A 23,953-nucleotide genomic window follows, 5' to 3' on the forward strand; every position below is an offset into this window, starting at 1 on the left:
AGAACGGGTGGGCGCTCGCCTGCATGGCCCCGCCGGTCGGGCTACGCCCTCCCGACGGCGCCATGCAGGCGTTTCTCATCCAGATCGCCGCGCGTTCTCACCCTGATCGCCGCGCAGCAGCAAATGTCGGCACGCCGCACACGTCGGCTGACGCCTTCCGCTCCCCGACCTCTACCCGTCCCTCCCGATCCAAGCCGCTACCGCCCCGGCGCAAGATCGAGCATGTGAGGGACCGCGACGGCGCACCCATCGTCCGCGTGGCGCTGCCCTGCGGCGCCTCCGCCAAGACCGACCCGAAGAGCTTCGCCGCGCTGGAGGCCGAAGGGGTGTCGCTCAACTGGACCTTCAACGAGAATGGGCAGCGGTCCCGTGCCTATGTCCGGGTTGGGATGCTGAACGCCGCCGGTACACGAAACAACCTCGCCACCGTCGCCCGCCTCATCACGCAGGCCCCGCCCGGCAGCGTTGTCCATTACCGGGACGGCGATCCCCTCAACCTCCGCCGGGACAACCTCAAGGTTCTCGGGGCTGTCCATGACGACCAAGGCGCATCGGCGCAGGCAGGGGAGGCATAACCATGTGCATCCCGCTTGCCGCCGGCATCGCCTTGGCCGGCGTGGCGGTGTCTGCGGCTGGCACCGCGATGTCCTACTCCGCCGCGAAGTCCGCCTCCAAGGCGCAGAACAGCTACAACGCCGAGACTGAGAAGCAGCAGCTCCAGTACCGACAGGAGGTGATGGAGTACCAGAACCAGGTGTGGGAGCAGGACTTGGCCTACTCCGAGGACTTGCTCTCCTGGGCGCAGGGCGAGTGGAACCGCCAAGAGCGGTACGATGTCCGCGCCCGGCAGGCCATCGAGAAGAACACCCTCGCCGGTATCGGTCAGGTTCTCCTCCGCCAAGTCGAGGAGGACATGAGCGTCGTGGCGCAGGGCATGGAGGTCGGCCGGCAGGGTCAGCAGGCCCGTGCCTCCGCCAGCGCCCGCGACCGGGGCGTCGAGGGTAACTCCGTGGATGCGATCCTCCAGGACGTGTCGCGGCAGGAGGGCGAGGTGCTGAACGTGATGGCGATGAACCGCGCCGGCACGATCCGCCAGCTCAACCGCGAGGCCGTGGCCCTGGACGCCCAAGGCGATCAGCAGCTCGCCAACATCCAGCTCAAGACCTATGCCCCGCAGGCGCAGATCAGGCAGCCCTCGCCCGTGTCTCCGGTCAACCCGGCTGCACCCGTGGCGTCGCCCAACGTCGGCACCCTCGTGACCGGCCTTGCCGGCGCGGGCATCCAGGGCATCACCAACTACAGCACCTACTCCGGGCAGAAGGTGCCCGACACTGTGAATGACCTCGGCAAATGGATGGGGCGTCAGTTCAGCATCACGCCCGCCCCGGCAGGCTGACGGCTCCCCATCCGTTGTCCTTGCGGCCGGCTGCAAAAGTGCAGTCGGCTGCACCGTGGGAGGGTGGGCGATGCGCCTGCGGGCCGCCCGGGGTTGACCCTTGGGCGGTCCCGAGGATTTCGTTGCAAAAATCTGAGCGGCTACCCCCGGTACGGGCGGCGGCTTTACCCCCCGGTGGGGGTGTCGACCTCGCCCGCCGGTCCCACCTCTGGGGCTGCGGTTAGATATGCCCGAAGGTGAACGTGACAGGCTGACCGCCGAGCCTGCCCGTCCCGGTTCCGCGCTGCCCTGTAGACACGAAGGTGAACGGCCCCGTCCGGCCGTCATCGCAGTTGAAGGTGCCTTCGCCCTGTCGGCTGCTGACATAGACGAAGGCCCCGGTGCAGCGGGTGCCGCTACTGGACACCAAAGCCAAGCCGCCCGCTCCGTCCATGTAGCCTGTCGCGCTGCCGCTGAACGTCTCGCCTGCGTCCCCGACGTGTCCTCGGATGGGTAGCGTCAGGCTGCATCCGCCCAGGATCAACAAGGCTGCTACCGAGACAGCGCCGTTCCGAACCATTGCCTTGCTCACAACCTTCGGGCCTCCATGAGGGCGCGAAATGATCCCATAAGGCGATTTTCATTGCTATCCCCCACTGGAGTGTTCTGTGTCGGATGCCCGTGTCGGACGTTATGAGTTATTGACACGGTGCGGTCAGGACGGCACGCTGCCGGAACCACTGGCTCCTGGACCTACCTGCCATGTCCTCCGCTACCTCACCGCTCCCCGGCCGCACCTTCGTCGCCTATGCCCGAGTTTCCACGCAGCAGCAGGGACGCAGCGGCCTCGGCCTGGAGGCCCAGGAGGCAGCCATTCGCGCCTTCCTCCGCCCCGAGGATCGACTGTTGGCTCCGATCTTCGTGGAGGTGGAGAGTGGCAGGCGCACGGATCGCCCCGAGCTGGCCAAGGCGATTGCCCGATGCCGCGCCACTGGCGCCGTTCTGTTGATCGCCAAGCTCGACCGCCTTTCTCGTGACGCGCATTTCCTCCTCGGGCTGTCGAAGGCAGGAGTGGAGTTCGTCGCGGCCGACATGCCCCACGCAAACCGGCTGACTGTCGGCATCATGGCGCTGGTAGCGGAGGAGGAGGCCCGCGCCATCTCCGCCCGCACCAAGGCCGCCCTCGCCGCCGCGAAGGCGCGAGGCGTGAAGCTCGGGGCGCCGAAGGGGACACGTCCGGCCGCGACGCAGGAGAGCGTTCGCAGCGGGGCGAAGGCATCGGCCGAGGCCCGCAGCATGACCGCTGACCACCGCGCCCATGCAGTCCTTCCCATCGTGGAGGAGCTGCGGGCGGAGGGGGCCAGCTCGCTCCATCAACTCGCCGCCGGCCTCAACGCGCGGGGCATCCCGACGCCCCGAGGCGACGGGAGCTGGACCGCCACGGCCGTTCGCAGGGTGCTCCTGCGGGCCGGGAAGGAGGCTGCCTGATGCCCGTTCCTCGCTCCCGCCCTCAGCGCCGGCCCGAGCGCCTCAACCCGCAGGCATCTCGCCCCGTCGGAGTGCGCGGCCGGAAGCCGATGACGCCAGAGGAGTTTGAGGACTACATCAACCCGCGTCTCCTGCCCCACTCCATCGCCGGCCGCCCTGTCCCACAGGCTGCCGAAGTCCTCGTCACGTTCGCCTTCGGGCTGACCGGATGGGGCGCCTTCGGATGGTTGGTGCTGGCCTACCTCGGGATCGCCTGACGCGACGGCCCCACAGGTGCAGTCGGCTGCACCGATGACCGGGGGTGCCCGGCGCCAGTCCAGCAGATGCAGCCGAGCGGCAATCGGTTGCGTCCTCCCCGGCGTCCAGCCCTGCGCTCTCCCGATCTGAACTGTGAGCCGCATGGGCGGGAGGGCATGTTCTTTTTGTCGCCTTCCGCTCCCACTCACGGGAGGGGCGAGGGGCTGGCAGGCCGCAAGATGCTGATGCGAGATGCCTTCCCGACCACAGCCACAATCCCACAACTGAGAGTTTATTTCTGTGTCCGAAATAAACTAAATGGGAGATAATCAGCCCTGCCGCGCAACCCCGCGCGTCATGAGGCCGCCATGAGCACCACCGCACCCAACGCCTTCAACCCCACCCCGCGCCCTACTGCCAGCCGCCGCTTTCCCATGCCGTTCCTTGAGTGGGGCGGCGGTGCCTTGTTCGCCCGCTTCGGCCGCCTGGAGGTCTATGCCCGTCCCGAGTGCCCTGGCGCTTGGTTCGTCCTCCGGGAGCCGGGATCGGTGGAGGTGGCGACGGGGCGGTACCGCGTCACTATCGCCCGCGTCCCCTCGGTGCGTGGTGGGGCATGAGACGCCCCGCTGTGGAGGCGGTGAGCTGCCCGCAGGACCCCATCCGGTGAGCGCCGCCCGGAGGAAGCGCCCGCTGGCGCATGAGGCGGAAGTGCCGCCGGAAACCCTGGGGAACCCGCTTATGGGTGCCCTGCGGAATACCATCCTGGCGGTCGTGCGGCGGGACGGTCCCGATCTGTCGGCCCGCCACCTCGGCTTGTTCCTGACCCTGTACCTCACTGCCGGCCCGCATACCGTTGCAGGGCTGGCGGCGGAGGTCGGCATCACGAAGTCATCCATCACTCGGGCGCTGGACAAGCTTGAGGAGCTGGACCTCGCGCGGCGCAAGCTGTGGCCTCGGGACCGGCGCGTGGTGATGGTGCAGCGGACGCCCAAGGGAGTAGCGATGCTGCGCCGGGTAGAGGCGACGATGGCAGGGAGCATGGCGGGTGCGCCGCCCTCGGCCTGATCGTCCGGGCAACTCCGGGACGGCCCCAGGATCGTCCTGGAGGCCGCCAAGGGTTCGCCCCCTGGTCGCACTACCCCTGTGATGTTGACCCCGCCAGCGGCAGCGGGAACGCCGGGAAAGGGCATATGCGCAGGAGATCACCAGAGGAACACCCGAGGCTTGTCGCCCACCCCCGGTAGTGATCCCGCTCACGTTCCGGCGCCGTTGACCCCCGGCCCGGAGGGTCCCACAATGGCCCCACATCGCGAACCCGCCGGTCGAGAACGTGGTTTGATTTCAGTGCCTTACGGCTGCGGGACTGCGGCTCCAACCGCCGGAGCCATCTTCCCTCCTCATTTCCGCCTTCGCGCCGCTGCCCCAGGCAGCTTTCCTGCGCGTCCCAGAGGGTGAGGTCCGGGAACAGCATGACCAGCGCCGACAGCATGACGAGACCCGCCACGCGGGTCCTGGTGGCGACCGCCTGCGCGTCGCTCTGCCTCGCCTTCTTCTTCCGCGGCCAGCTCGGCAATGGCTTCACGCTGCTGCTCGGGGACCGGCATGACGGCGTCATCGCCCTCTCGATCCTGGAGCACTGGTACAACGTGCTGCGGGGGATCGAGCCCTGGCACCGGACGGCCTATTTCCACCCGGTGCCGGCGACCCTCGGCTACAATGACGGCTACCTGCTCTTCGGCCTGATCCATGCCGGATTCCGGGCGCTGGGCGCCGATCCCTTCCTCTCGGGCGAGCTGGTGAATGTCGCCACCCGCGCCATCGGCTTCGCGGCGACCCTGGCCCTCGGCCGGCGGATGCTCGGCCTTCCCTTCGGCTGGGCGCTGCTCGGCGCCGCGCTCTTCACCATCAGCAACAACCTCTTCATCCGCGGCAGCCATGTGCAGCTCTTCAGCGTCTCCTTCGTGCCGTTGCTGGCGCTGCTGGCGCATGGCGCGCTGGCGGCGCTGTGGGAGGGCCGGCGCGCGGCGCTGATGGCCTGGGGCGCCGGCTTCTGCCTGCTCTTCGCCGCCATGCTCCTGACCGGCTTCTACATGGCCTGGTACAGCGCCTTCCTGGGCGGCGCGCTGCTGCTCGCCTGGCTGGCCGTCGCGGGCGGCGCGGCGCGGCGGCACCTGCTGGCGGCGCTCCGGGCGCAGGCCCTGCCGGTCGCCGGGCTGCTGGGCTTCGCCGTGCTGCTCAACCTGCCCTTCCTCTGGCTCTACCTGCCCAAGGCGGCCGAGACCGGCATGCATCCCTGGTCCGATGTCATCCGCAGCACGCCGGAGCCGATCGACATGCTCAATGTCGGGCAGGACAACCTACTCTGGGGCTGGCTGGTCCGGGCGCTGAACGATGCCTTCCGCCCCGGCTTCCCGGCCTGGAGCGAGCGGATGACCGGCCTGCCGCCGCTGCTGCTGGCCTGCTATGCGGCCGCCCTGCTCTGGCTGCTGCGCGGCGGAGAGGGGCTGCCGCCGCGGCGCCTGGCCCTTCTGCGGGCCCTCGGCCTGGCCAGCCTGGTCACCTGGCTGCTCACCATCCAGGTCGGCGGCGTCACCGCCTGGTCGCTGGTCTATGCCTATGTCCCCGGGGCCAGGGCGCCGCGGGCCGTGGCGCGGTACCAGATCTTCCTCACGCTCGCGGTCATCGTGCTGGCGCTGGCCTTCCTCTCGGCCCGCCGCTGGCCGCGGCCGGTGGTCGCGGCCCTGGCCGGCCTGCTGCTGCTTGAGCAGGCCAATGGCTATGCCCCGCTCTTCCTCGACCGACCGCTGGAGAATGGCAGGCTGGAGGCGGTGCCGCCCGCCCCCGCCGGCTGCCGCGCCTTCTATGTCTCGGCCGCCCGGGCCGAGAGCCGGTTCGACGAGGCGGTGGCCGACCCCTACAACCACAATACCGAAGCGATGATCGTGGCGGCGGTCCGCCACATCCCGACGATCAACGGCATCTCCACCTTCAACCCGCCGCACTGGCCTGCGGGGATTCCGGAGGACCCGGGCTACCTCCCCTCGATCGAGGCCTATGCGAAGGCATGGGGCGTCACGGGCCTGTGCGCCCTGGACCTGCGGCGGATGCAGTGGAGCGGGCCGGAGGACCGGTAGCCGCCCCCGCCCCCCTGCCCTATCTTCAGGGTTCTCGGCCGGGACGGGATAACCAGGAATGACGGATGGGCTCGTGGCCAGCGCGCCGCGTGGGGAGTTCCAGGGCAGCACCTGCCCGCATGACTGTCCCTCGACCTGCGCGCTGGAGGTGGAGGTGCTGCGGGACGCGCAGGGCGTCGGGCGGGGGATCGGCACGGTCCGCGGGGCGGAGGCGAACAGCTACACCGCCGGGGTGATCTGCGCGAAGGTCGCCCGCTATGCCGAGCGCGTCCACCACCCGGACCGCCTGCTGCGCCCCTTGCTGCGCACCGGGCCCAAGGGTTCCGGCCAGTTCCGGGAGATCGGCTGGGAGGAGGCGCTGGACCGCGTCGCCGAGGCCTTCATCGAGCGGACCGCGCGACATGGCAGCGAGACGGTCTGGCCCTACTACTATGCCGGGACCATGGGCCTGGTGCAGCGCGACGGCATCCACCGGCTGCGCCATGTCATGCGCTATTCCGGCCAGCTCAACACCATCTGCACCGCGCTGTGCGAGAGCGGCTGGATGGCCGGCGTCGGGCGCTATGGCGGCCCCGACCCGCGGGAGATGGCGGAGGCCGACCTGATCGTCATGTGGGGCGGCAACCCGGTGGCGACGCAGGTCAATGTCATGACCCATGTCAGCCGCGCCCGGAAGCGGCGCGGGGCGAAATTCGTGGTCGTCGACCCCTACCGCACCGGCACCGCCGCGGCGGCCGACCTGCACCTGGCGGTGCGGCCGGGGACGGACGGCGCGCTCGCCTGCGCCGTCATGCACATCGCCTTCCGGGACGGCTTCGCCGATCGGGACTACATCGCCCGCATGTCGGACGCGCCGGCCGATCTCGAGGCGCATCTGGCGGCGCGCGGGCCGGACTGGGCCAGCGCCATCACCGGCCTCCCCGTCGCGGAGATCGAGGCATTCGCCAGGCTCTACTGCGAGACGGAGCGGGCCTATATCCGCTGCGGCTACGGCTTCTCCCGCAGCCGCAACGGCGCCGCCTCCCTGCATGCGGTCACCTGCCTGCCGACCGTGACGGGCAAGTGGCGCCACAAGGGCGGCGGCGCCTTCTGGTCCAACCGTGCGATCTATCACTGGGACAAGACGCTGATCGAAGGGCTGGACGCGCGCGACCCCGCCATCCGCGTGCTGGACCAGAGCCGGATCGGCGCCGTCCTCACCGGCGACCGCCGCGACCTGGGCGACGGCCCGCCGGTCACCGGCCTGCTGATCCAGAACACCAACCCGGTGGTGGTGGCGCCGGCCAGCGGCACGGTCCGCCGCGGCTTCGCGCGCGAGGACCTCTTCACCTGCGTGCACGAGCAGTTCCTGACCGACACCGCGAAATATGCCGATGTGGTGCTGCCCGCGACCATGTTCGTCGAGCATGACGACCTCTACCAGTCCGGCGGGCACAGCCATATCCAGCTCGGCCCCAGGATCGTGGAGCCGCCGGGCGAGTGCCGCTCGAACCACGAGGTGCTGCAGGGCCTGGCGCGGCGGCTGGGGGCCGAACACCGCGGCTTCCGCATGACGGCGCGCGAGATCGCCGATGCCACCCTGCGCGCCTCCGGCTGGCCGGGCTGGGAGGAGATCGCGGCCGGGCGCTGGCTGGACGCGCAGCCCGACTTCGCCTCGGCGCATTTCGAGACGGGCTTCGGCCACCAGGACGGCAGGTTCCGCTTCGCGCCGGACTGGGCGGCAATTGGCGCCGACCATGCCCGCATGCCGCGCCTGCCGGACCACATGGCGTCGATCGACGCGGCGGATGGCGAGCACCCCTTCCGCATGGTGACGGCGCCGGCGCGGCAGTTCCTCAACACCACCTTCACCGAGACGCCGGGGGCCCGCAAGCGCGAGGTCCGGCCGACCGCCCTGCTGCATCCGCGCGACGCGGAGCGGCTGGGCGTGACGGAGGGCGGCCGCGTGCGGCTCGGCAATGCGCAGGGCGAGGTGGTGGTGACGGCGAAGCTGGCGGAGGGCCAGCAGGAAGGCGTCGTGATCGTCGAGAGCATCTGGCCGAATGCCGATTTCGAGGGCGGCATCGGCATCAACCTGCTGGTCAGCGATGATCCGGGCCCGCCCAAGGGCGGCGCGGTGTTCCACGACACGGCGGTCTGGGTGCGGCCGGCAGTCGCGGAGACCGAAGGGCTGGAGCGGCTGGCGGCGGAGTAGCGGACGCGCCCATCCCGCGCTCGACATTGCCGAGCGCGGCACGCACCGGCACTGCGAGACCGAAGCCGCTTCGCCGCAGCCTGCGGGACGCGGCTACGGCCTTGCCGCCGCTCGGGCAGGGCCGCGGCACGGGGTCGCCTTCGATGCGGCCGAAGGCGCGGGCCGACGCCCCGACCTACACCAATCGCGCGGCGCCCGCCGCGGTGAGATGGGACAGGCGCCCGCCGCAGAACACCGCGAGGGCCTCCGGCCCCGCCGGATCCACCACCACCACATCGCCCCGCAGGCCGGGCTGCAAGGCGCCGCGGTCATGCAGCCCGGCCGCCGCCGCCGGGTTGCCGGAGACCAGCGCCCAGGCCTCCGGCAGCGCCATGCGGCCGCGCCTGACCAGGGCGAAGGGCGCGTCGAGCAGCGCCGGCCAGTGGTAATCGCTGGCCAGCACCGTCACGACGCCGCGTTCCGCCAGCGGCGCCGCGCTGGCCCAGCCGAGATGGCTGCCGCCGCGCACCACATTGGGCGCGCCCATCACCACCGCCTCGCCGGCGGCGCGGGCATCCTCCGCCACTGCCTCGGCCATCGGGAATTCGCAGATGCGGGCGCCGAGGCCGCGATAGAGCGCGCGATCCGCGAGCGTCGCATCGTCATGGCTCAGCATCGGCAGGCCGGCCTTCGCCGCTGCGGCGGCCAGCCGCGCGCGGGCCTCCGGCACCGCATCCCGCCGCGCCGCGACCCGCCCGATCAGCGCCCTGAACGCTTCCGGGGACAGGCCGGCCCGGCCGGCATACTTGGCCAGTTGCTTCGGATCATCGAGGCGCGAGAGGATCGGCGGCGTGTGGTCGTTGAAGCCGAGCAGATGCACCTGGCCGGTGGCGATGCCCGACAGCGCGTCGTCCAGCGCATCGAGGTTGTCCGCCTCGAAGCGCAGATGCACCCGCAGGTCGAGCGCGAGGCGCGGTCTCGCCTCCTCCAGCGCCGCCATCAGCAGCCGCCAGGTCGCGAGCGAGCGCAGCCCCGGCTCCCAGGACAGGGTCACGCCGAGATAGGCGGTGGTGATGCCCGAGGCGAGCAGTTGCGCCGCCATGTCCCGCACTGCCAGCGCAGCGGGAAAACCGATGCCCGGCCGCGGCTGCAGGCAGCGCTCATGCGCGTCGCCATGCAGGTCCACCAGGCCCGGCAGCACCAGCAGGCCGCGCGCATCCAGCACCCGCCCGCCGGATGCCGGTTCGGCAAGGCGTCCATCCGCCAGGGCGATGTCGGCGGGGCGCAGCGCGCCGTCCAGCAGCGCGGTGCCGCCGGTGATCCGCCAGGAGGGCTGTTCCATGCTCAGCTTTCCACCAGGATCTGCATGCGGCCCGCGGCATAGCAGGCCAGGCTCAGTTCCACCGGCTCGCCCGCCGGGTCGACATTGACCGCCTCGGTCACCAGCACCGGGCGGGTGCGGGCCTGCTCCAGCAGCGCCGCCTCCTCCGCCGTCGGCATCCGGGCGGTGATGCGCGTCACCTGCCGGCGGTAGTCGCCGAGGCCGAGCGCCGCGAGCGCCCTGGTGATGGAGGAATCCTCGGCCAGCAGCCGGGCAATGCCGGGGAAGCGCGCGGCGGAGAAGTAATGCGTGCCGATCACCACCGGCCGGCCATCCGCCAGGCCCAGCCGCTCCGCCGCCACCACCGGACGGCCGCGGCGCAGCTTCAGCGCCTCCGCCACTATGGCATCGGCATTGATCTCCTCCAGCCGGAGGATGCGGCCCTGCGGCTCCCGGTTCTGGCGGCGGATGGTCTCGGAGAAGCGGGTGCGCGGCCCGAGGGGGTAGTCGAGCAGATCCTCCGCCACGAAGCTGCCGCGCCCCTGCTCGATCCGCACCAGGCCGCGCGACTGCAGCTCCTCCATGGCGCGGCGGACGGTGTGGCGGTTGACGGCGAAGCGCGCCGAGAGCTCGGCTTCCGTCGGCAGCCGGGCACCGGGCGGCAACTGGCCGGAGCCGATCTCCTTCTCCAGGCTCCCGACGATCTGCCGCCACAGCGCCACCCCCTGGCCGCGGGCCAGGGGTGACGCGATCACCGGGCCTGCGGCCGCCGTCATGGAAGTTTCAACCATGCGCGCATCCTGCCGTGGCAATGTTGGGGCCTGAATATCCGGCTAGACATCTGGTTGTCTAGACCTTTAAGAAAGCCGCATGACCCAGGCCGCAGAGATGCAGGATCCCGAGACAGAACGGAACGCGGCCCGGCGCCGCTGGATGGGCATCCTCGCCAGGGCAAGCGGCGCGGAGATCGCCGGGCGCCTCGCCGCCGCCCCTGCCCTGCCGGCGCATCGCCGCCTGCGGGGCCCGGAGACCGGGCTGGTGATGGCGCGCGGCCGGCAGGGCGGCGACGGCGCGCCGTTCAATCTGGGCGAGGTCACCGTCACGCGCTGCAGCGTGTGCCTGGAGGATGGCCGGATTGGCCACGCCTATGTCGCCGGCCGGGATGCCCGCCAGGCGGAACTGGCCGCGGTGCTGGATGCGGCGCTGCAGGACCCCGCCCGGCAGCCGGCCCTGCTGGCCGCGGTGGTAGAGCCGCTGGCCACGTTCCAGGCAGCCCGGGCGGCGAAGGACGCCGCCAGGGCGGCCGCGACGCGCGTGCAATTCTTCACCATGGCGACGATGCGATGAACGCCCCCCTGACGCCGGGCTTCGCCGAGCCCGTCCTCGATGCGCAGCGCTGCTTCCGCGCGGTGCTGGAGGCGATGGCGCGGCCCGGCCGCGTGCAGGCCCTCCCGGCACTGCCGGAGGCCCCGGCGCCGCTCGCCCCGGCCGCGGCGGCGGTGCTGCTGACCCTGGCCGATGCCGACACGCCGGTCTGGCTGGATGCCGGCGAGGCGGCCGCGGCCTGGCTGCGCTTCCATGCCGGCTGCCCGATCGCCGCCAGCGCCGCCGAGGCGACCTTCGCGCTGGCCGGCGGCGTGCCGCCCGCCCTGCGCGACCTCAGCCAGGGCACGGAGGAGGAGCCGCATCGCTCCGCCACCCTGCTTGTCCAGGTGGCGGCGCTGGCGGAGGGCGGCGGCTGGCGGCTGACCGGCCCGGGCATCGAGCGCGAGCACCGGCTGCTGGCCGCGGGGCTGCCGGCAGGTTTCGAGGCGGAGTGGGCGGCCAACCACGCCCGCTTCCCGCGGGGGGTGGATGTCATCCTCTGCGCCGGCGACCGGCTGGCCGCCCTGCCCCGCACCACCAGGCTGGAGGCCGGCTGATGTATGTCGCGGTAAAGGGCGGCGAGCGCGCGATCGAGGCGGCGCATGCCTGGCTGGCGGAGGAACGGCGCGGCGATCCGGCGCTGCCGGAACTCTCGGTCGAGCAGATCGGGCAGCAGCTCGGCCTCGCCGTGGACCGGGTGATGGCGGAGGGCGCCTGCTTCGACCGCGGCCTCGCCGCGCTCGCCATCAAGCAGGCGCGCGGCGACCTGATCGAGGCGGCCTTCCTGCTGCGGGCCTATCGCACCACCCTGCCCCGCTTCGGCGCCAGCCTGCCGCTGGATACCGGCGCCATGCGCATCCGCCGGCGCGTCAGCGCCACCTACAAGGACCTGCCGGGCGGCCAGGTGCTGGGCCCGACCTTCGACTACACCCACCGGCTTCTGGACTTCGCCCTGGCCTGCGATCGTCCCGGGTCGCCAGACCCGGGGCGTGAATCGCAGGCCCCAGGTTTGACCGCCGCCGAGGGCAATGCGCCGCCCTCCGCCCCCGAGGCACCGGCGAAGGCCGCGGCCATGCCGCGCGTCACCAGCATTCTGGCGCAGGAAGGGCTGATGCAGCCGGAGACGCCCGGCGAGGCGGAGCCGCCCGACCTGACGCGCGAGCCCCTGTCCTTTCCCGCCGACCGGCCAGTGCGCCTGCAGGCGCTGGCGCGCGGCGACGAGGGCTTCCTGCTCGGCCTCGGCTATTCGACCCAGCGCGGCTACGGCAACGCCCACCCCTTCGTCGGGGAGATCCGCATGGGCGAGGTGGCGGTGGAGATCGAGCCGCCCGAGCTCGGCTTCCCCATCGAGATCGGCGAGATCACCGTGACCGAATGCCAGATGGTGAACCAGTTCGCCGGCTCGAAGACCGAGCCGGCGCAATTCACCCGCGGCTACGGCCTCACCTTCGGGCATGGCGAGCGCAAGGCCATGGCCATGGCGCTGGTGGACCGCAGCCTGCGCGCGGCGGAGCTGGGCGAGGAGGCGACGGCGCCGGCCCAGAGCGAGGAATTCGTGCTGTACCACTGCGACAATGTGGAGGCGACCGGCTTCGTCGAGCACCTGAAGCTGCCGCATTACGTCGATTTCCAGAGCGAGCTGGAGAAGATCCGGCAGATGCGGGCAACGGCGCTGCGGGAGGCCGCGGAATGAGCGCCGTGCCGGCCGCCCGACCGGCGGAGGACGCGGCCGCCGAGGGTGGTGAGGACCGGAGCGATGGATCGGCCGGCCGGCTGGCGGGCTACAATCTCGGCTATCTCGACGAGAACACCAAGCGGATGATCCGCCGGACCCTGCTGAAGGCGGTGGCGATCCCCGGCCACCAGGTTCCCTTCGGCAGCCGGGAGATGCCGCTGCCCTATGGCTGGGGCACGGGCGGCATCCAGGTGACGGCGGCGGTCATCGGGCCGGAGGACCGGCTGAAGGTCATCGATCAGGGGGCGGACGACACCACCAACGCCGTCTCCATCCGTCGCTTCTTCGCCCGTGTCGCCGGCGTCGCCACCACCGAGCGGACGCGGGAGGCCAGCATCATCCAGACCCGCCACCGCATTCCCGAAACACCGCTGCGCGAGGGCCAGATCATCGTCTACCAGGTCCCGATGCCGGAGCCGCTCTTCCGCCTGGAGCCGCGCGTGGCGGAGACGCGGCGCATGCATGCGCTGGCCGATTACGGCCTCATGCATGTGAAGCTCTATGAGGACATTGCCCGCCACGGCCAGGTCGCGATCAGCTACAACTACCCGGTCATGGTGAATGGCCGCTACCTCATGGCGCCCTCCCCCATTCCGTCCTTCGACAATCCGAAGATGGACCGGATGCCGGCGCTGCAGCTTTTCGGCGCCGGGCGGGAGAAGCGGATCTACGCCGTGCCGCCCTACACCGCGGTGAAGAGCCTCGACTTCGAGGACCACCCCTTCCAGCCGGTCCGCGCCCCGGCGGCCTGCGCGCTCTGCGGCAGCCAGGAGAGCTACCTGGACGAGGTGGTGACGGACGACCGCGGCGGGCGGATCTTCGTCTGCTCCGATACGGATTACTGCCACACCCGCCAGGCGGCGCAGCCCCGGGAGGCGGCGGAATGAGCCCGCCCCTGCTGGAGGCGCGCGGACTGTCCCTGCGCTATGGCGCGGTGCCGGCGCTCGATGACGTCGCGCTTTCCATCTGGCCGGGTGAGGTTGTCGCCATCGTCGGCGAATCCGGCTCCGGCAAGACCACCCTGCTGCGCGTCCTCTCCGGCCTGCTGCGGCCGGAGGCCGGCACGGTGCTCTACCGCGCCCCGGCGGGCGCCACGCATGCGGTCCATGACATGGGCGAGGCCGCGTTGCGCCGGCTGCAGCGGACCGATTGGGGCTTCGTCCACCAGAACCCGCGCGACGGGCTGCGCCTCGGCATCTCCGCCGGCGGCAATATCGGCGAGCGGCTGATGGCGACCGGCGCGCGCCATTACGGCACGATCCGGGGTGCCGCGACCGAATGGCTGAAGCGCGTCGAGATCGACCCGGCGCGCATCGACGGGCTGCCGCGCACCTTCTCCGGCGGCATGCAGCAGCGGCTGCAGATCGCCCGCACCCTGGTGACGCATCCGCGCCTCGTCTTCATGGACGAGCCGACCGGCGGCCTCGACGTCTCGGTCCAGGCCCGGCTGCTGGACCTGATCCGGGCGCTGGTCGCGGATCTGGGCCTCTCGGTCCTGCTGGTGACGCATGATATCGCCGCGGCGCGGCTGCTGGCGCACCGCATGCTGGTGATGCGCCAGGGCCGCGTGGTGGAGGAAGGGCTGACCGACCGCGTGCTGGACGATCCGCAACACGAATACACGCAGCTTCTCGTCGCCTCGGTGCTCGCGGCATGAGCTGGGCGCTGCGGACCGAGGGCCTCGGCAAGGCATTCACCCTGCATCTCCAGGGCGGCACCCGCATACCCGTGCTGCACGGGGTGGAACTGGCGGTCGCGCCCGGCGAATGCGTGGCCCTCGCGGGTCCCTCGGGCGCCGGCAAGTCCACCCTGATGCGCTGCCTCTACGGCAATTACGGGGCCGGCGAGGGCCGCATCCTGCTCCGCCACCACGGCGCGGAGACCGACCTCGCCACCGCCGATCCGCGGCTGGTGCGGGAGGTGCGGCGGGACACGCTCGGCTATGTCAGCCAGTTCCTGCGGGTGATCCCGCGCGTCCCGACCATCGATATCGTGGCGGAGCCGCTGATGGAGCGCGGGATGCCCCGCGGGGAGGCGCGCGCCCGTGCCGCGGCGCTGCTCGCGCGGCTCAACCTGCCGGCCAGGCTGCACGGGCTGCCGCCCGCCACCTTCTCGGGCGGCGAGCAGCAGCGGGTGAACCTGGCGCGCGGCTTCGCCCCGCACTATCCGATCCTGCTGCTCGACGAGCCGACCGCCAGCCTGGATGCCGGCAACCGCGCGGTGGTCATCGGGCTGATCGAGGAGGCGAAGCGCGCCGGGACTGCCATCATCGGCATCTTCCACGATGCGGAGGTCCGCGACTGCGTCGCCGACCGGCTTTTCGAGGTAACCCCCATGCAGGCCGCCGCATGAAGGAGACCATTCTGACGAATGCCCGGCTGGTGCTGCCGCAGGAGGTGGTATCCGGCACGGTGCTGATCCAGGGCGAGGCGATCGCCGACATCCAGCCGGGGCGCAGCCATCTGAGCGCCGCCGAGGACCTGGAGGGCGACCACCTGATCCCGGGCGTCGTCGATGTCCATACCGACAACCTGGAACGCCAGGTGCTGCCGCGCGCCAATGCCCGCTGGCCCAGCCGGTCCGCCATGCTGGCGCATGACGCGCAATGCGCCGCAGCCGGCGTCACCACGGTGCTGGATGCGCTCTGCCTGGGCGATCTCGGCTTCGATGCCGGCCGCGGCCAGACCTTCCGGGACGGCGTGCGGGACCTGGATGCGCTGGCCGGGACCGGCCTGCTCAAGAGCCAGCATTTCCTGCATCTCCGCTGCGAACTGCCGGCGCGCGACATGCCGGAGGCGCTGGAGAGCGTCGCCGAGCATCCGCGCGTGCTGATGGCGAGCCTGATGGACCACTCGCCCGGCGTCGGCCAGTACCGCGACATCGCCCGCTACCGCGCCATGCGGCAGCGGCAGATGCAACTTTCGGATGCCGAGGTGACGAAGCGGATCGAGGAACTGCTGGAGCAGCGCGCGCGGCTGCGGGAGCCGCAGCGGCGCTGGCTGCTGCGGCGCCTCGCCCATCGCGACCTGCCGCTTGCCTCGCATGACGACGACAGTGCCGGGATGGTGGCGCAGAACGCGGAGGACGGCATCCGTATCAGCGAATTCCCGGTGGTGATGGAGGCGGCCGAGGCGGCGCGCCGCCTCGGCGTGGCGGTCATCGCCGGCGCCCCCAATATCGTCCGCGGCGGCAGCCATTCCGGCAATGTCGCCGCCGCCGACATGATCCGCGCCCGCGCGGTGGATGCGCTGGCGAGCGATTATGTCCCGGCGGCGCTGGTGGAGGCGGCCTGGCGCGCCGTGGCGGAGACCGGCATCACCCTGCCGGCCGCCATCGCCATGATCACCGAGGCGCCGGCCCGCATGGTGCGGCTGGAAGATCGGGGACGGATCGCGGCGGGGCTGCGCGCCGACCTCGCCCGCGTCGCGGTCCATGCCGACCTGCCCTTCGTCCGGCAGGTCTGGCGGGCGGGGGAGCGGGTCGCGTGAACAACGCGCGGGAGAAACATGTGAACAACGCGCGGGAGAGACACTCGTGAACGACTCGCGGGAAGGGTATCCGTGACCGGGGCGCCGCAGCCGGGGGCACGGCTCGCCCTCTACTGGGCGCCGGATCTGGATGACCCGCTGCATGCGCTGGGTTCCGCCTGGCTCGGGCGGGATGCGGAGACAGGGGCCGCGCTGCTGCAGCCGGCGCTGCCGGGGCTCGACATAGCGGAGATCACCGCCGATCCGCTGCTCTACGGGCTGCACGCTACGCTGAAGCCCCCCTTCCGCCTGGCGGTGTCCTGGGCCGAGGCGATGGCGGCGGCGGAGGCGCTCGCGGCACGGCTCTCGCCCTTCGCCCTGCCGCCGCTGGCGGTGCGGGACCTGCATGGCTTCCTCGCGCTGCGCGAGACCGCGCCTTGCCCGGCGCTGCAGGTGCTGGCCGATGCCTGTGTCGAGGCGCTCGATCCCTGCCGCGCCCCACCTGGCGAGTCGGAACTGGCGCGCCGCCGCCGGGCCGGGCTGAGCCCGCGCCAGGAATCGCTGCTGGCGCGCTGGGGCTATCCTTACGTCTTCGGGGAATGGCGCTTCCACGTCACGCTCACGCGGCGCCTCACGCCCGCGGAGAAGGCCGTGGTGCTGCCGGCCGTCACCGAGTTCCTCGGCGAGGCGCCGGCGCGGCCGCGACGGGTCACGGCGATCAGCCTCTTCACCCAGGCCGCGCCGGGTGCGCCCTTCCTGATCGCGGAGCGTTTGCCGCTGCGCGGTTGACCACGGGCCCGGAGCCTGTCCCTATCCGGCCCGGAAGCGCCCGCGGAGCCAGACCCGATGTTCACCACCCGCCCCGAGATCGCCGGCACCTTCGGTGCCGTCGCCTCCACCCACTGGATCGCCTCCCAGGTCGGCATGGCGGTGCTGGAACGCGGCGGCAATGCCTTCGACGCCGCCGCCGCCGCCGGCTTCACCCTGCAGATCGTCGAGCCGCACCTGAACGGCCCGGGCGGCGACTGCCCGATCATCCTGCACAGCGCGAAGCTCGGCACGCAGCAGGTGATCTGCGGCCAGGGGCCGGCGCCCAGGGCTATGACGGTCGCGAAGATGCAGGAACTCGGGCTCGATATCGTGCCCGGCACGGGCTTCCTCTGCGCGCCCGTCCCCGGCGCCTTCGATGCCTGGGCGCTGATGCTGCGCGACCACGGCAGTTGGAAGCTCCGGGACGTGCTCGAATACGCGATCGGCTACGCCGCCCGCGGCGCGCATGTGGTGCCGCGGATCTGCGCGACGCTGGAGACGGTACGGCCGCTCTTCGAGACCGCCTGGCCGACCAGCGCCGCGCTCTGGCTGCGCGATGGCGGGCCGAAGCCCGGGCAGCTCTACACCAACCCCGAATTAGCCGAGACCTACAGCCGCGTGGTGCGGGAAGCCGAGGCCGCTGGCCCCGACCGCGAGGCGCAGATCGAGGCGGCGCGCAAGGCTTGGTATGCGGGCTTCGTCGCCGAGGCGATTGACCGCTTCGGCCGCAGCTTCGAGGCGCTGGACACCTCGGGCCGCCGCCACAGCGCGTTGCTGACAGCGGACGACATGGCCGGCTGGCGCGCCGGCGTGGAGCAGCCGGTGACGCGCGACTACCGCGGGCACACGGTGCTGAAATGCGGCCCCTGGAGCCAGGGCCCGGCCATGCTGCAGACCCTGGCGCTGCTCGAGGGCTTCGACATCGCGGCCATGGACCCGGTGGGCGCGGAGTTCGTGCACACGGTGGTGGAGGCGATGAAGCTCGCCTATGCCGACCGCGAGGCCTATTACGGCGACCCGGATTTCGTGGATGTGCCGATGGCAACGCTGCTCTCGGCCGACTACACCGCCGAGCGCCGCAGGCTGATCGGGCCCAAGGCGAACAATGACTGGCGCCCGGGCTCGCCGGAGGGCCGGACGCCGCGCACCGACTATGAGGGTGCGCTGCGCCGGGCGCGGGAGATGGCAGCGGCCGCCGGCACCGGGGAGCCGACCGTCGCGCGGCTCGGTGCCTCGGGCGGCGATACCTGCCATATCGACGTCATCGATCGCTGGGGCAACATGGTCTCGGCAACGCCCTCGGCGGGGTGGCTGCAGTCCTCGCCGGCCATCCCCGGCCTCGGCTTCTGCCTCGGCAGCCGCTGCCAGATGTTCTGGCTGGACGAGTCGCTGCCGAACGGCCTCAAGCCCGGCAAGCGGCCACGCACCACCCTTTCGCCTTCCATGGTGCTGCGGGACGGCAAGCCCTGGATGAGCTTCGGCACGCCGGGCGGCGAGCAGCAGGATCAGTGGCAGCCCATTATGCTGATGCGCATGCTGGATCACCGCTTCACCATCCAGCAGGCGATCGACCTGCCGAGCTTCCATTCCGAGCACTGGATCAGCAGCTTCTGGCCGCGTGGCGCCCGCCCCGGGAAGGTGGTGATCGAGGGCCGCTTCGCCCCCGAGGTGCTGGCCGACCTCCAGGCCCGCGGCCATGCGGCGGAGATGGGCGGCGAGTGGTCCGAAGGCCGCCTGACCGGCGCGCGGCTGGAGCCGGACGGGCAGATCTTCGCCGGCGCCAATCCGCGCGGCATGCAGGGCTACGCGGTCGGGCGGTGAGGCGGCGGACCCTTCCTGCCCTGCTGGCCGCGTTGCTGGCCCCATCCTGCACCGCCTGGCAGGATCCCCGGCCGGGGCCGGTGCGCGCCATGGCGCCCAGGCCGAACCCGCCCGCCACCCCGGCGCGCTCCGCCGCCCCGGAAGGCGCGCAGCGCGGCCGCTGGGTCACGCGCTTCTGGGAGGAGTTGACGCCCGCCCAGCGGCGCCTGGTCGCGGCCAGGCTGCGCCGTGGCTCCCTGCCGCGCACCGCCAGCCCGGGGGAGACGCAGGCGGCCTGGGATGTCATGGGCCTGGCGGAGCGGGAGGCGCTGATTGCCGGGCGTCCGGCATCAACCGCGGCCACCGGTGCGGCGGAAGCGCCGCCGGGCCGGCGCGCGGAGGCGGAAGCGGTCCCCCCGCACATGACGCAATGAGCGCCTGACGCCTGCGGGGAAGGCTCGCCGGCGCAAGCGATCCCGGTCTCGCGCGGCTGCGCGGCGGACCGCATCGCAGCACGCCGTGGACAATCCGGAATGGCAGCGGCGCGCCAAACTGCAGGACCGACCCGGCAGCGGCCTTGCAGAGCATGATCGGACGCGGCGCGGGCATGCCTGCGTGGCACGCCCGCGCCGCGCGCGGTCAGCCCTTCGCGGCCTGCGCCCGAAGCTGCGCGATCGTCGCCCGGTTCGTCACCTGCTCCGGATTCGTCCGCACCTCGATCACCGCGGGCTTGCCGCTGGCGACCGCGCGCTGGAAGGCCGGCACCAGCTGGTCGGTCGCCTCGACGATCTCGCCATGGCCGCCGAAGCTCTCGATGAAACGGGAGAAGTCGGGGTTGGTGAGCTGCGTGGCGGAGACGCGGCCGGGGTAGGTCTTCTCCTGGTGCATGCGGATGGTGCCGTACATGCCGTTGTTGAAGACCAGGATGATCGGGTTGACGTTGTGGTGGAAGGCGGTGGCGATCTCCTGCCCCGTCATCAGGAAGCCGCCATCGCCGACGAAGGAGATGACGGTGCGCTCCGGATGGACGATCTTCGCGCCGATCGCCGCCGGCACCGAATAGCCCATGGCGCCATTCGTCGGGCCGAGGAAGTCCTGGCCCTCGCGCACATGCATGAAGCGCGTCGGCCAGGTCGCGAAATTGCCGGCATCGGTGGTGAAGATGGTGTCGGGCGGCAGGACCTTCTCCAGCTCCTGCAGCGCGACCGCGAGATTCAGCGGCCCCTCATAGGCCTGCGGCTTGGCCTGGGCCTCGCGCGCCGCGCGGAGCTCCGCGCGCCAGCCGGACCAGACGGGCTTCTCCACCGGCTTCGTCGCCTTCGCCGCCGCCGCGAAGGCATTGAGGTCGGAGGTGATGCCGAGCGCCGGGCGATAGACGCGGCCGATCTCGGACTGCTCGGGATAGACATGGATGACCGGCTTGGCTCCGGCCATGTCCATCAGCGTGTAGCCCTGCGACACCGTCTCCCCGATGCGGGTACCGATGGCGAGGAAGAGGTCGCTCTCCTTCGCCGCCTTCACCAGCGCCGCATCGGCGCCGACGCCGAGATCGCCGACGAAGTTGGCATGCGTGCCGTCGAAGAGCCCCTGCCGGCGGAAGGCAACCGCCACGGGCAGGTCGTTCGCGAGGAGGAATTCCCTGATATCCGCCCGACCCTGCGCGGACCAGCCGGCGCCGCCGCCGAGCACCACCAGCGGCCGCTCGGCCTTCCGCAGCATCTCCATCATGCGCGGCAGCGCGTCCGGCGCGGGATGCGGCGGGAAGACGGGCGCGGGCGCCAGGTCCGCCACCGCCGCCATCTCCTTCTGCATCTCCTCGGAGATCGCGACCACCACCGGGCCGGGCCGGCCGGAGGTGGCGACGTCGAAGGCATGCGCCATCAGTTCCGGGATGCGCTTCGCATCGTCGATCTGCGTGACCCACTTGGCGAGCGGCGCGAACATCTTGCGGTAGTCCACCTCCTGGAAGGACTCGCGGTCCGTCTCCTCGAAGGGGATTTGGCCGACCAGCAGCACCAGGGGCGTCGAATCCTGAAAGGCCACATGCACGCCGATCGCGGCATGGCAGGCGCCGGGGCCGCGGGTGACGAGGGCGACGCCGGGCTTGCCGGTCAGCTTGCCATAGGCCTCCGCCATATGGACCGCGCCCGCCTCGAAGCGGCAGGTGACGAGCTGGATGCGGTTGCGCTGGGCATAGAGGCCGTCGAGCAGGTCGAGATAGCTCTCGCCCGGCACGCAGAAGGCGTGGGTCACGCCCTGCGCCACCAGCGCATCCGCGAGGATATGCCCACCGAGCCGCGCCTCGCGCCCCGCCGACTGCGTCATCTGGTCCGCTCCCGTCCCGTCATTCGAAAAGGTGGCGGACCATAGCCCTGGGTGCGAAGGCCGTCACCCCGCCCCGAGCGCGCCGCTCGCGGTCCCGGCATGGATCTGCCGCAACTCCCGCTTCAGCAGCTTCCCGGCGGTGTTCTTGGGCAGGCTCTCGGCCAGCATGATGCGCTTCGGGACCTTGTAGGGGGCGAGGCTGGCGCGGGCATGCGCGAGCAGCGCCTCCTCGATATCCGCCGGCGCCTCGGGGCGGAGGACGACGACGGCCGCCACCGCCTCGATCCATTTCGGGTCGGGCACCGCGATCACCGCCACCTCGGCGACGGCGGGGTGGGTGAAGAGCGCCTCCTCCACTTCCCGGCTCGCCACCAGCACCCCGCCGGTATTGATCAGATCCTTGGTGCGGTCGACGATCGCGAGATACCCCTCCGCGTCGATGGTCGCCACATCGCCGCTGTGGAACCAGCCGCCCTCGAAGGCCCGCGCCGTCTCCTCCGGCATGTTCCAGTAACCGAGGCAGAGCTGCGGCGAGCGGTGGATGACCTCGCCGCGCTCGCCGGGCGCGACGTCCCGCATCTCCGGATCGACGACGCGCGTCTCCACGTTCAGGACGGGCCGGCCGACCGAGCCGGGGCGGGCATCGTGCTCCTCCGGCCGCAGGACGGTCGCCAGCGGCGCGATCTCGCTCTGGCCATAGCAGTTGAAGGGCCGCGCGCCCGGCAGGCGCTGCCGCAGTTCCTGCAGGATGGGCACCGGCATGATGCTGGCGCCGTAGTAGATGTTGCGCAGGCTGGAGAGGTCGCGCCGGCCGAAATCCGGGTGCTGCAGCAGCGTGATCCAGACGGTCGGCGGGGCGAAGAAGGAGGTGATCCGCTCCCGCTCGATCAGCTCCAGCACCAGGGCGGGGTTCGGCGCCTCGATCAGCAGGGTGAAGGCGCCGTTGAGCATCTGCGGCATGGTGAAGCAGTGCATCTGCGCGGTGTGATAGAGCGGCAGGGCGGCCAGCGCCCGGTCGTCCCGCCGCATCTCCAGTTCGATGGTCACGCTGGCATATTCGGCCAGGATGGCGCGGTGGGTCATCATCGCGCCCTTGGGCTGGCCGGTGGTGCCCGAGGTGTACTGGAGCTGAACCAGGTCCTCGTCCCGCACGCCCTCCCCCACCTCCGGGTTGCCGGGCCGGCCCCAGCGTGCCTCGCCCGCCGCGGCGAGGATGTCATGCTGCCCCTCGCCCGCATCGATGGTGCCGCGCAGCAGGCCGGTGAGCCCGGTCCCGGCGGCTTCCGCCACCGGGCGCAGGGCCGGCTGGACGAAGAGCGCCGAGGCGCCGCATTGCCGCAGGATGTAGTCGAGCTCGGCCGCGGTCAGGGCGAAATTGGCCGGCACATGCACCAGGCCGGCCCGCGCGCAGCCCAGCCAGAGCAGCAGGTAGGCGTCCGAGTTCCTGCCGAAGGCGACCACCCGCTCGCCCGGCCTGAGACCGCTGTCGAGCAGCATCCGGGCGACCCGGTCGGCGGCCAGGTCCAGATCGGCGAAGCGCCAGAGCCGTTCCCCGAAGCGGAGCGCCGGCCGGTCCCGGAAGCGGGCCCCGGCCCGCCGCACCGCATCGCCGATGGTATTGCGCCGTGCCCGCGCACCGATCTCCGCCATGAACGCCTCCCCTTTGGCCGCCATTCTAGCGGCCGGCGGGGAGGGCTGGAATCACCCTGCCGCGGGCACCCTGACGCAGCGGGCCATCCGCCCCGGCACCGGGCGACGCGGCGCCGGCCCCTGCTCCTCCAGGCAGGCCGGCTCGGCCTCCGGGCAGCGGGGGGCGAAGGGACAGGTGGTCGGCGCCGTCTCCAGGCTCGGCGGCGCGCCAGGGATGGTGGTCAGCCGCTTGCCGCGCATGCCGGGATGCACCGTCGCGCCCAGCAGCCCGCGCGGATAGGGGTGGAGCGGCCCCTGCATCAGCGCGCCGACCGGCCCCCCCTCCACCACCTTGCCGGCATACATCACCGCGACCCGGTCGGCGATCTCACCGGCCACGCCCAGGTCGTGGGTGACGAAGATCACGCCCATGCCGAGCTGCTCCTGCAGCCTGCGCAGCAGCAGCAGCACCTGGATCTGCACCGTGGCATCCAGCGCCGTGGTCGGCTCATCCGCCAGCAGCAGCTTCGGCCGGCAGGCCAGCGCCACGGCGATCATGGCGCGCTGGCGGAGACCGCCCGAGAGCTCATGCGGATAGGCGGCCAGCCGGCGCTTGGCCGAGGGGATCTGCACCAGTTCCAGCAGTTCCAGCGCCCGCGCATCGGCCGCGGCGCGGGAGACGCCCTCATGCCGCTGCACCGTCTCGGCGATCTGCCGGCCGATGGTGAAGACCGGGTCCAGGGCGGTCATCGGCTCCTGGAAGATCATCGCCACGTCGCCGCCGCGGAAATCCTGCAGCTTGCCTTCGTCCATCGCCATGACGTCGCGGCCGGCGACCTCGATGCTGCCCGAGACCCTGGCGAATTTGGGCAGCAGCCGCATCAGCGCGCGCATGGTGACGGACTTGCCGGAGCCGGACTCGCCGAGGATGCACAGCACCTCGCCGGCGGCGAGGTCGATATCGACCCCGTTCACCGCATGCACGGTGCGGTCGCGCGTGACGAATGTCACGCCGACATCCCGCATCTTCACCAACGGCGTGACGGGGGTTTCGCTCACCGCCGGGCGCTCCAGGACTTCACTCATCGGCGCGC

The 23,953-nt window shown here is 71.7% G+C and carries 23 protein-coding genes; 18 read left to right on the forward strand and 5 right to left on the reverse strand.

Annotated elements, in window-relative coordinates:
• The 8 genes from LHA35_RS21350 to LHA35_RS21385 form a co-directional block, all read left to right on the forward strand.
• A partial coding sequence (locus LHA35_RS21350) for a hypothetical protein (protein WP_226611824.1) occupies positions 1 to 575 on the forward strand: 575 nt, incomplete at its 5' end.
• A gap of 2 nt (positions 576 to 577) precedes the next feature.
• Positions 578 to 1,396, forward strand: coding sequence for a virion core protein, T7 gp14 family (locus LHA35_RS21355; protein ID WP_226611825.1), 819 nt, complete (start codon positions 578 to 580; stop codon positions 1,394 to 1,396).
• Between the two features lie 741 nt (positions 1,397 to 2,137).
• Positions 2,138 to 2,863: a recombinase family protein gene (locus LHA35_RS21360; RefSeq protein ID WP_226611826.1), complete on the forward strand. Its 726-nt coding sequence runs from the start codon at positions 2,138 to 2,140 to the stop codon at positions 2,861 to 2,863.
• A gap of 89 nt (positions 2,864 to 2,952) precedes the next feature.
• The gene (locus LHA35_RS21365; RefSeq protein ID WP_226611827.1) at positions 2,953 to 3,120 is read left to right on the forward strand and encodes a hypothetical protein; all 168 of its coding nucleotides are present in this window, start codon (positions 2,953 to 2,955) and stop codon (positions 3,118 to 3,120) included.
• A 348-nt stretch (positions 3,121 to 3,468) separates the two neighbouring features.
• Entirely contained in the window at positions 3,469 to 3,717 is a 249-nt protein-coding gene (locus tag LHA35_RS21370; protein WP_226611828.1) for a hypothetical protein, read from the forward strand.
• A gap of 121 nt (positions 3,718 to 3,838) precedes the next feature.
• Positions 3,839 to 4,165 carry a MarR family transcriptional regulator gene (locus LHA35_RS21375; protein WP_226611919.1) on the forward strand — a complete coding sequence of 109 codons (327 nt, stop codon included), beginning with the start codon at positions 3,839 to 3,841 and terminating at the stop codon, positions 4,163 to 4,165.
• Between the two features lie 422 nt (positions 4,166 to 4,587).
• A complete protein-coding gene (locus tag LHA35_RS21380; protein ID WP_226611829.1) occupies positions 4,588 to 6,234 on the forward strand; it encodes a hypothetical protein in 1,647 nt (548 codons plus the stop codon).
• Positions 6,235 to 6,292: 58 nt separating this feature from the next.
• A complete protein-coding gene (locus LHA35_RS21385) occupies positions 6,293 to 8,428 on the forward strand; it encodes a molybdopterin-containing oxidoreductase family protein (protein ID WP_226611830.1) in 2,136 nt (711 codons plus the stop codon).
• 175 nt (positions 8,429 to 8,603) lie between these two features.
• On the opposite strand, the gene LHA35_RS21390 is transcribed toward LHA35_RS21385, so the two are convergent.
• Entirely contained in the window at positions 8,604 to 9,749 is a 1,146-nt protein-coding gene (locus LHA35_RS21390; protein WP_226611831.1) for an alpha-D-ribose 1-methylphosphonate 5-triphosphate diphosphatase, read from the reverse strand.
• Between the two features lie 2 nt (positions 9,750 to 9,751).
• Positions 9,752 to 10,519 carry a phosphonate metabolism transcriptional regulator PhnF gene (phnF, locus tag LHA35_RS21395; RefSeq protein ID WP_226611832.1) on the reverse strand — a complete coding sequence of 256 codons (768 nt, stop codon included), beginning with the start codon at positions 10,517 to 10,519 and terminating at the stop codon, positions 9,752 to 9,754.
• Between the two features lie 79 nt (positions 10,520 to 10,598).
• Between phnF and phnG the strand changes: the two genes are divergently transcribed.
• From phnG to LHA35_RS21445, 10 genes are all read left to right on the forward strand, one after another.
• Positions 10,599 to 11,075: a phosphonate C-P lyase system protein PhnG gene (gene phnG / locus LHA35_RS21400; protein WP_226611833.1), complete on the forward strand. Its 477-nt coding sequence runs from the start codon at positions 10,599 to 10,601 to the stop codon at positions 11,073 to 11,075.
• A complete protein-coding gene (phnH, locus tag LHA35_RS21405; protein WP_226611834.1) occupies positions 11,072 to 11,650 on the forward strand; it encodes a phosphonate C-P lyase system protein PhnH in 579 nt (192 codons plus the stop codon). The genes phnG and phnH overlap by 4 nt, the downstream gene beginning before the upstream one ends.
• Positions 11,650 to 12,786: a carbon-phosphorus lyase complex subunit PhnI gene (locus LHA35_RS21410; RefSeq protein ID WP_226611835.1), complete on the forward strand. Its 1,137-nt coding sequence runs from the start codon at positions 11,650 to 11,652 to the stop codon at positions 12,784 to 12,786. The genes phnH and LHA35_RS21410 overlap by 1 nt, the downstream gene beginning before the upstream one ends.
• Positions 12,787 to 12,866: 80 nt before the next feature.
• Positions 12,867 to 13,715, forward strand: coding sequence for an alpha-D-ribose 1-methylphosphonate 5-phosphate C-P-lyase PhnJ (locus tag LHA35_RS21415; RefSeq protein ID WP_226611921.1), 849 nt, complete (start codon positions 12,867 to 12,869; stop codon positions 13,713 to 13,715).
• Positions 13,712 to 14,485 carry a phosphonate C-P lyase system protein PhnK gene (gene phnK / locus LHA35_RS21420; RefSeq protein WP_226611836.1) on the forward strand — a complete coding sequence of 258 codons (774 nt, stop codon included), beginning with the start codon at positions 13,712 to 13,714 and terminating at the stop codon, positions 14,483 to 14,485. Before LHA35_RS21415 ends, phnK begins: the two co-directional genes overlap by 4 nt.
• The gene (gene phnL / locus LHA35_RS21425; protein ID WP_226611837.1) at positions 14,482 to 15,180 is read left to right on the forward strand and encodes a phosphonate C-P lyase system protein PhnL; all 699 of its coding nucleotides are present in this window, start codon (positions 14,482 to 14,484) and stop codon (positions 15,178 to 15,180) included. The genes phnK and phnL overlap by 4 nt, the downstream gene beginning before the upstream one ends.
• The gene (locus LHA35_RS21430) at positions 15,177 to 16,316 is read left to right on the forward strand and encodes an alpha-D-ribose 1-methylphosphonate 5-triphosphate diphosphatase (protein WP_226611838.1); all 1,140 of its coding nucleotides are present in this window, start codon (positions 15,177 to 15,179) and stop codon (positions 16,314 to 16,316) included. Before phnL ends, LHA35_RS21430 begins: the two co-directional genes overlap by 4 nt.
• Before the next feature lie 72 nt (positions 16,317 to 16,388).
• Positions 16,389 to 17,084, forward strand: a complete 696-nt coding sequence (locus tag LHA35_RS21435; protein WP_226611840.1) for a DUF1045 domain-containing protein — start codon at positions 16,389 to 16,391, stop codon at positions 17,082 to 17,084.
• A 57-nt stretch (positions 17,085 to 17,141) separates the two neighbouring features.
• On the forward strand, positions 17,142 to 18,926 hold the full coding sequence (locus tag LHA35_RS21440; protein ID WP_226611842.1) for a gamma-glutamyltransferase family protein: 1,785 nt from the start codon (positions 17,142 to 17,144) through the stop codon (positions 18,924 to 18,926).
• Positions 18,923 to 19,339, forward strand: coding sequence for a hypothetical protein (locus tag LHA35_RS21445; protein ID WP_226611844.1), 417 nt, complete (start codon positions 18,923 to 18,925; stop codon positions 19,337 to 19,339). Before LHA35_RS21440 ends, LHA35_RS21445 begins: the two co-directional genes overlap by 4 nt.
• A 205-nt stretch (positions 19,340 to 19,544) precedes the next feature.
• Here the strand turns inward: LHA35_RS21445 and LHA35_RS21450 are convergent, their stop codons facing one another.
• The 3 genes from LHA35_RS21450 to LHA35_RS21460 all read right to left on the reverse strand — a co-directional run bounded on the left by LHA35_RS21450 (position 19,545) and on the right by LHA35_RS21460 (position 23,945).
• On the reverse strand, positions 19,545 to 21,230 hold the full coding sequence (locus LHA35_RS21450; RefSeq protein ID WP_226611846.1) for a thiamine pyrophosphate-dependent enzyme: 1,686 nt from the start codon (positions 21,228 to 21,230) through the stop codon (positions 19,545 to 19,547).
• 63 nt (positions 21,231 to 21,293) lie between these two features.
• Positions 21,294 to 22,880: a fatty acyl-CoA synthetase gene (locus LHA35_RS21455; protein ID WP_226611848.1), complete on the reverse strand. Its 1,587-nt coding sequence runs from the start codon at positions 22,878 to 22,880 to the stop codon at positions 21,294 to 21,296.
• 51 nt (positions 22,881 to 22,931) lie between these two features.
• The gene (locus LHA35_RS21460; RefSeq protein WP_226611850.1) at positions 22,932 to 23,945 is read right to left on the reverse strand and encodes an ABC transporter ATP-binding protein; all 1,014 of its coding nucleotides are present in this window, start codon (positions 23,943 to 23,945) and stop codon (positions 22,932 to 22,934) included.
• Between the last annotated feature and the right edge of the window lie 8 nt (positions 23,946 to 23,953).

Origin of the sequence: Roseicella aerolata (assembly GCF_020523605.1) — a bacterium.
Lineage (GTDB): Bacteria > Pseudomonadota > Alphaproteobacteria > Acetobacterales > Acetobacteraceae > Paracraurococcus > Paracraurococcus aerolatus.

Excerpts from the sequence above, each read along its gene's own strand:
- LHA35_RS21370 (WP_226611828.1), top strand. The coding sequence starts at position 3,469 with ATGAGCACCACCGCACCCAACGCCTTCAACCCCACCCCGCGCCCTACT.
- LHA35_RS21450 (WP_226611846.1), bottom strand. The coding sequence starts at position 21,230 with ATGACGCAGTCGGCGGGGCGCGAGGCGCGGCTCGGTGGGCATATCCTC.
- phnK (WP_226611836.1), top strand. The coding sequence starts at position 13,712 with ATGAGCCCGCCCCTGCTGGAGGCGCGCGGACTGTCCCTGCGCTATGGC.
- LHA35_RS21360 (WP_226611826.1), top strand. The coding sequence starts at position 2,138 with ATGTCCTCCGCTACCTCACCGCTCCCCGGCCGCACCTTCGTCGCCTAT.
- LHA35_RS21355 (WP_226611825.1), top strand. The coding sequence starts at position 578 with ATGTGCATCCCGCTTGCCGCCGGCATCGCCTTGGCCGGCGTGGCGGTG.
- phnH (WP_226611834.1), top strand. The coding sequence starts at position 11,072 with ATGAACGCCCCCCTGACGCCGGGCTTCGCCGAGCCCGTCCTCGATGCG.
- LHA35_RS21440 (WP_226611842.1), top strand. The coding sequence starts at position 17,142 with ATGTTCACCACCCGCCCCGAGATCGCCGGCACCTTCGGTGCCGTCGCC.
- LHA35_RS21375 (WP_226611919.1), top strand. The coding sequence starts at position 3,839 with ATGGGTGCCCTGCGGAATACCATCCTGGCGGTCGTGCGGCGGGACGGT.
- LHA35_RS21385 (WP_226611830.1), top strand. The coding sequence starts at position 6,293 with ATGACGGATGGGCTCGTGGCCAGCGCGCCGCGTGGGGAGTTCCAGGGC.
- LHA35_RS21390 (WP_226611831.1), bottom strand. The coding sequence starts at position 9,749 with ATGGAACAGCCCTCCTGGCGGATCACCGGCGGCACCGCGCTGCTGGAC.
- phnL (WP_226611837.1), top strand. The coding sequence starts at position 14,482 with ATGAGCTGGGCGCTGCGGACCGAGGGCCTCGGCAAGGCATTCACCCTG.
- LHA35_RS21380 (WP_226611829.1), top strand. The coding sequence starts at position 4,588 with ATGACGAGACCCGCCACGCGGGTCCTGGTGGCGACCGCCTGCGCGTCG.
- phnG (WP_226611833.1), top strand. The coding sequence starts at position 10,599 with ATGACCCAGGCCGCAGAGATGCAGGATCCCGAGACAGAACGGAACGCG.
- phnF (WP_226611832.1), bottom strand. The coding sequence starts at position 10,519 with ATGGTTGAAACTTCCATGACGGCGGCCGCAGGCCCGGTGATCGCGTCA.
- LHA35_RS21455 (WP_226611848.1), bottom strand. The coding sequence starts at position 22,880 with ATGGCGGAGATCGGTGCGCGGGCACGGCGCAATACCATCGGCGATGCG.
- LHA35_RS21365 (WP_226611827.1), top strand. The coding sequence starts at position 2,953 with ATGACGCCAGAGGAGTTTGAGGACTACATCAACCCGCGTCTCCTGCCC.
- LHA35_RS21410 (WP_226611835.1), top strand. The coding sequence starts at position 11,650 with ATGTATGTCGCGGTAAAGGGCGGCGAGCGCGCGATCGAGGCGGCGCAT.
- LHA35_RS21430 (WP_226611838.1), top strand. The coding sequence starts at position 15,177 with ATGAAGGAGACCATTCTGACGAATGCCCGGCTGGTGCTGCCGCAGGAG.
- LHA35_RS21460 (WP_226611850.1), bottom strand. The coding sequence starts at position 23,945 with ATGAGTGAAGTCCTGGAGCGCCCGGCGGTGAGCGAAACCCCCGTCACG.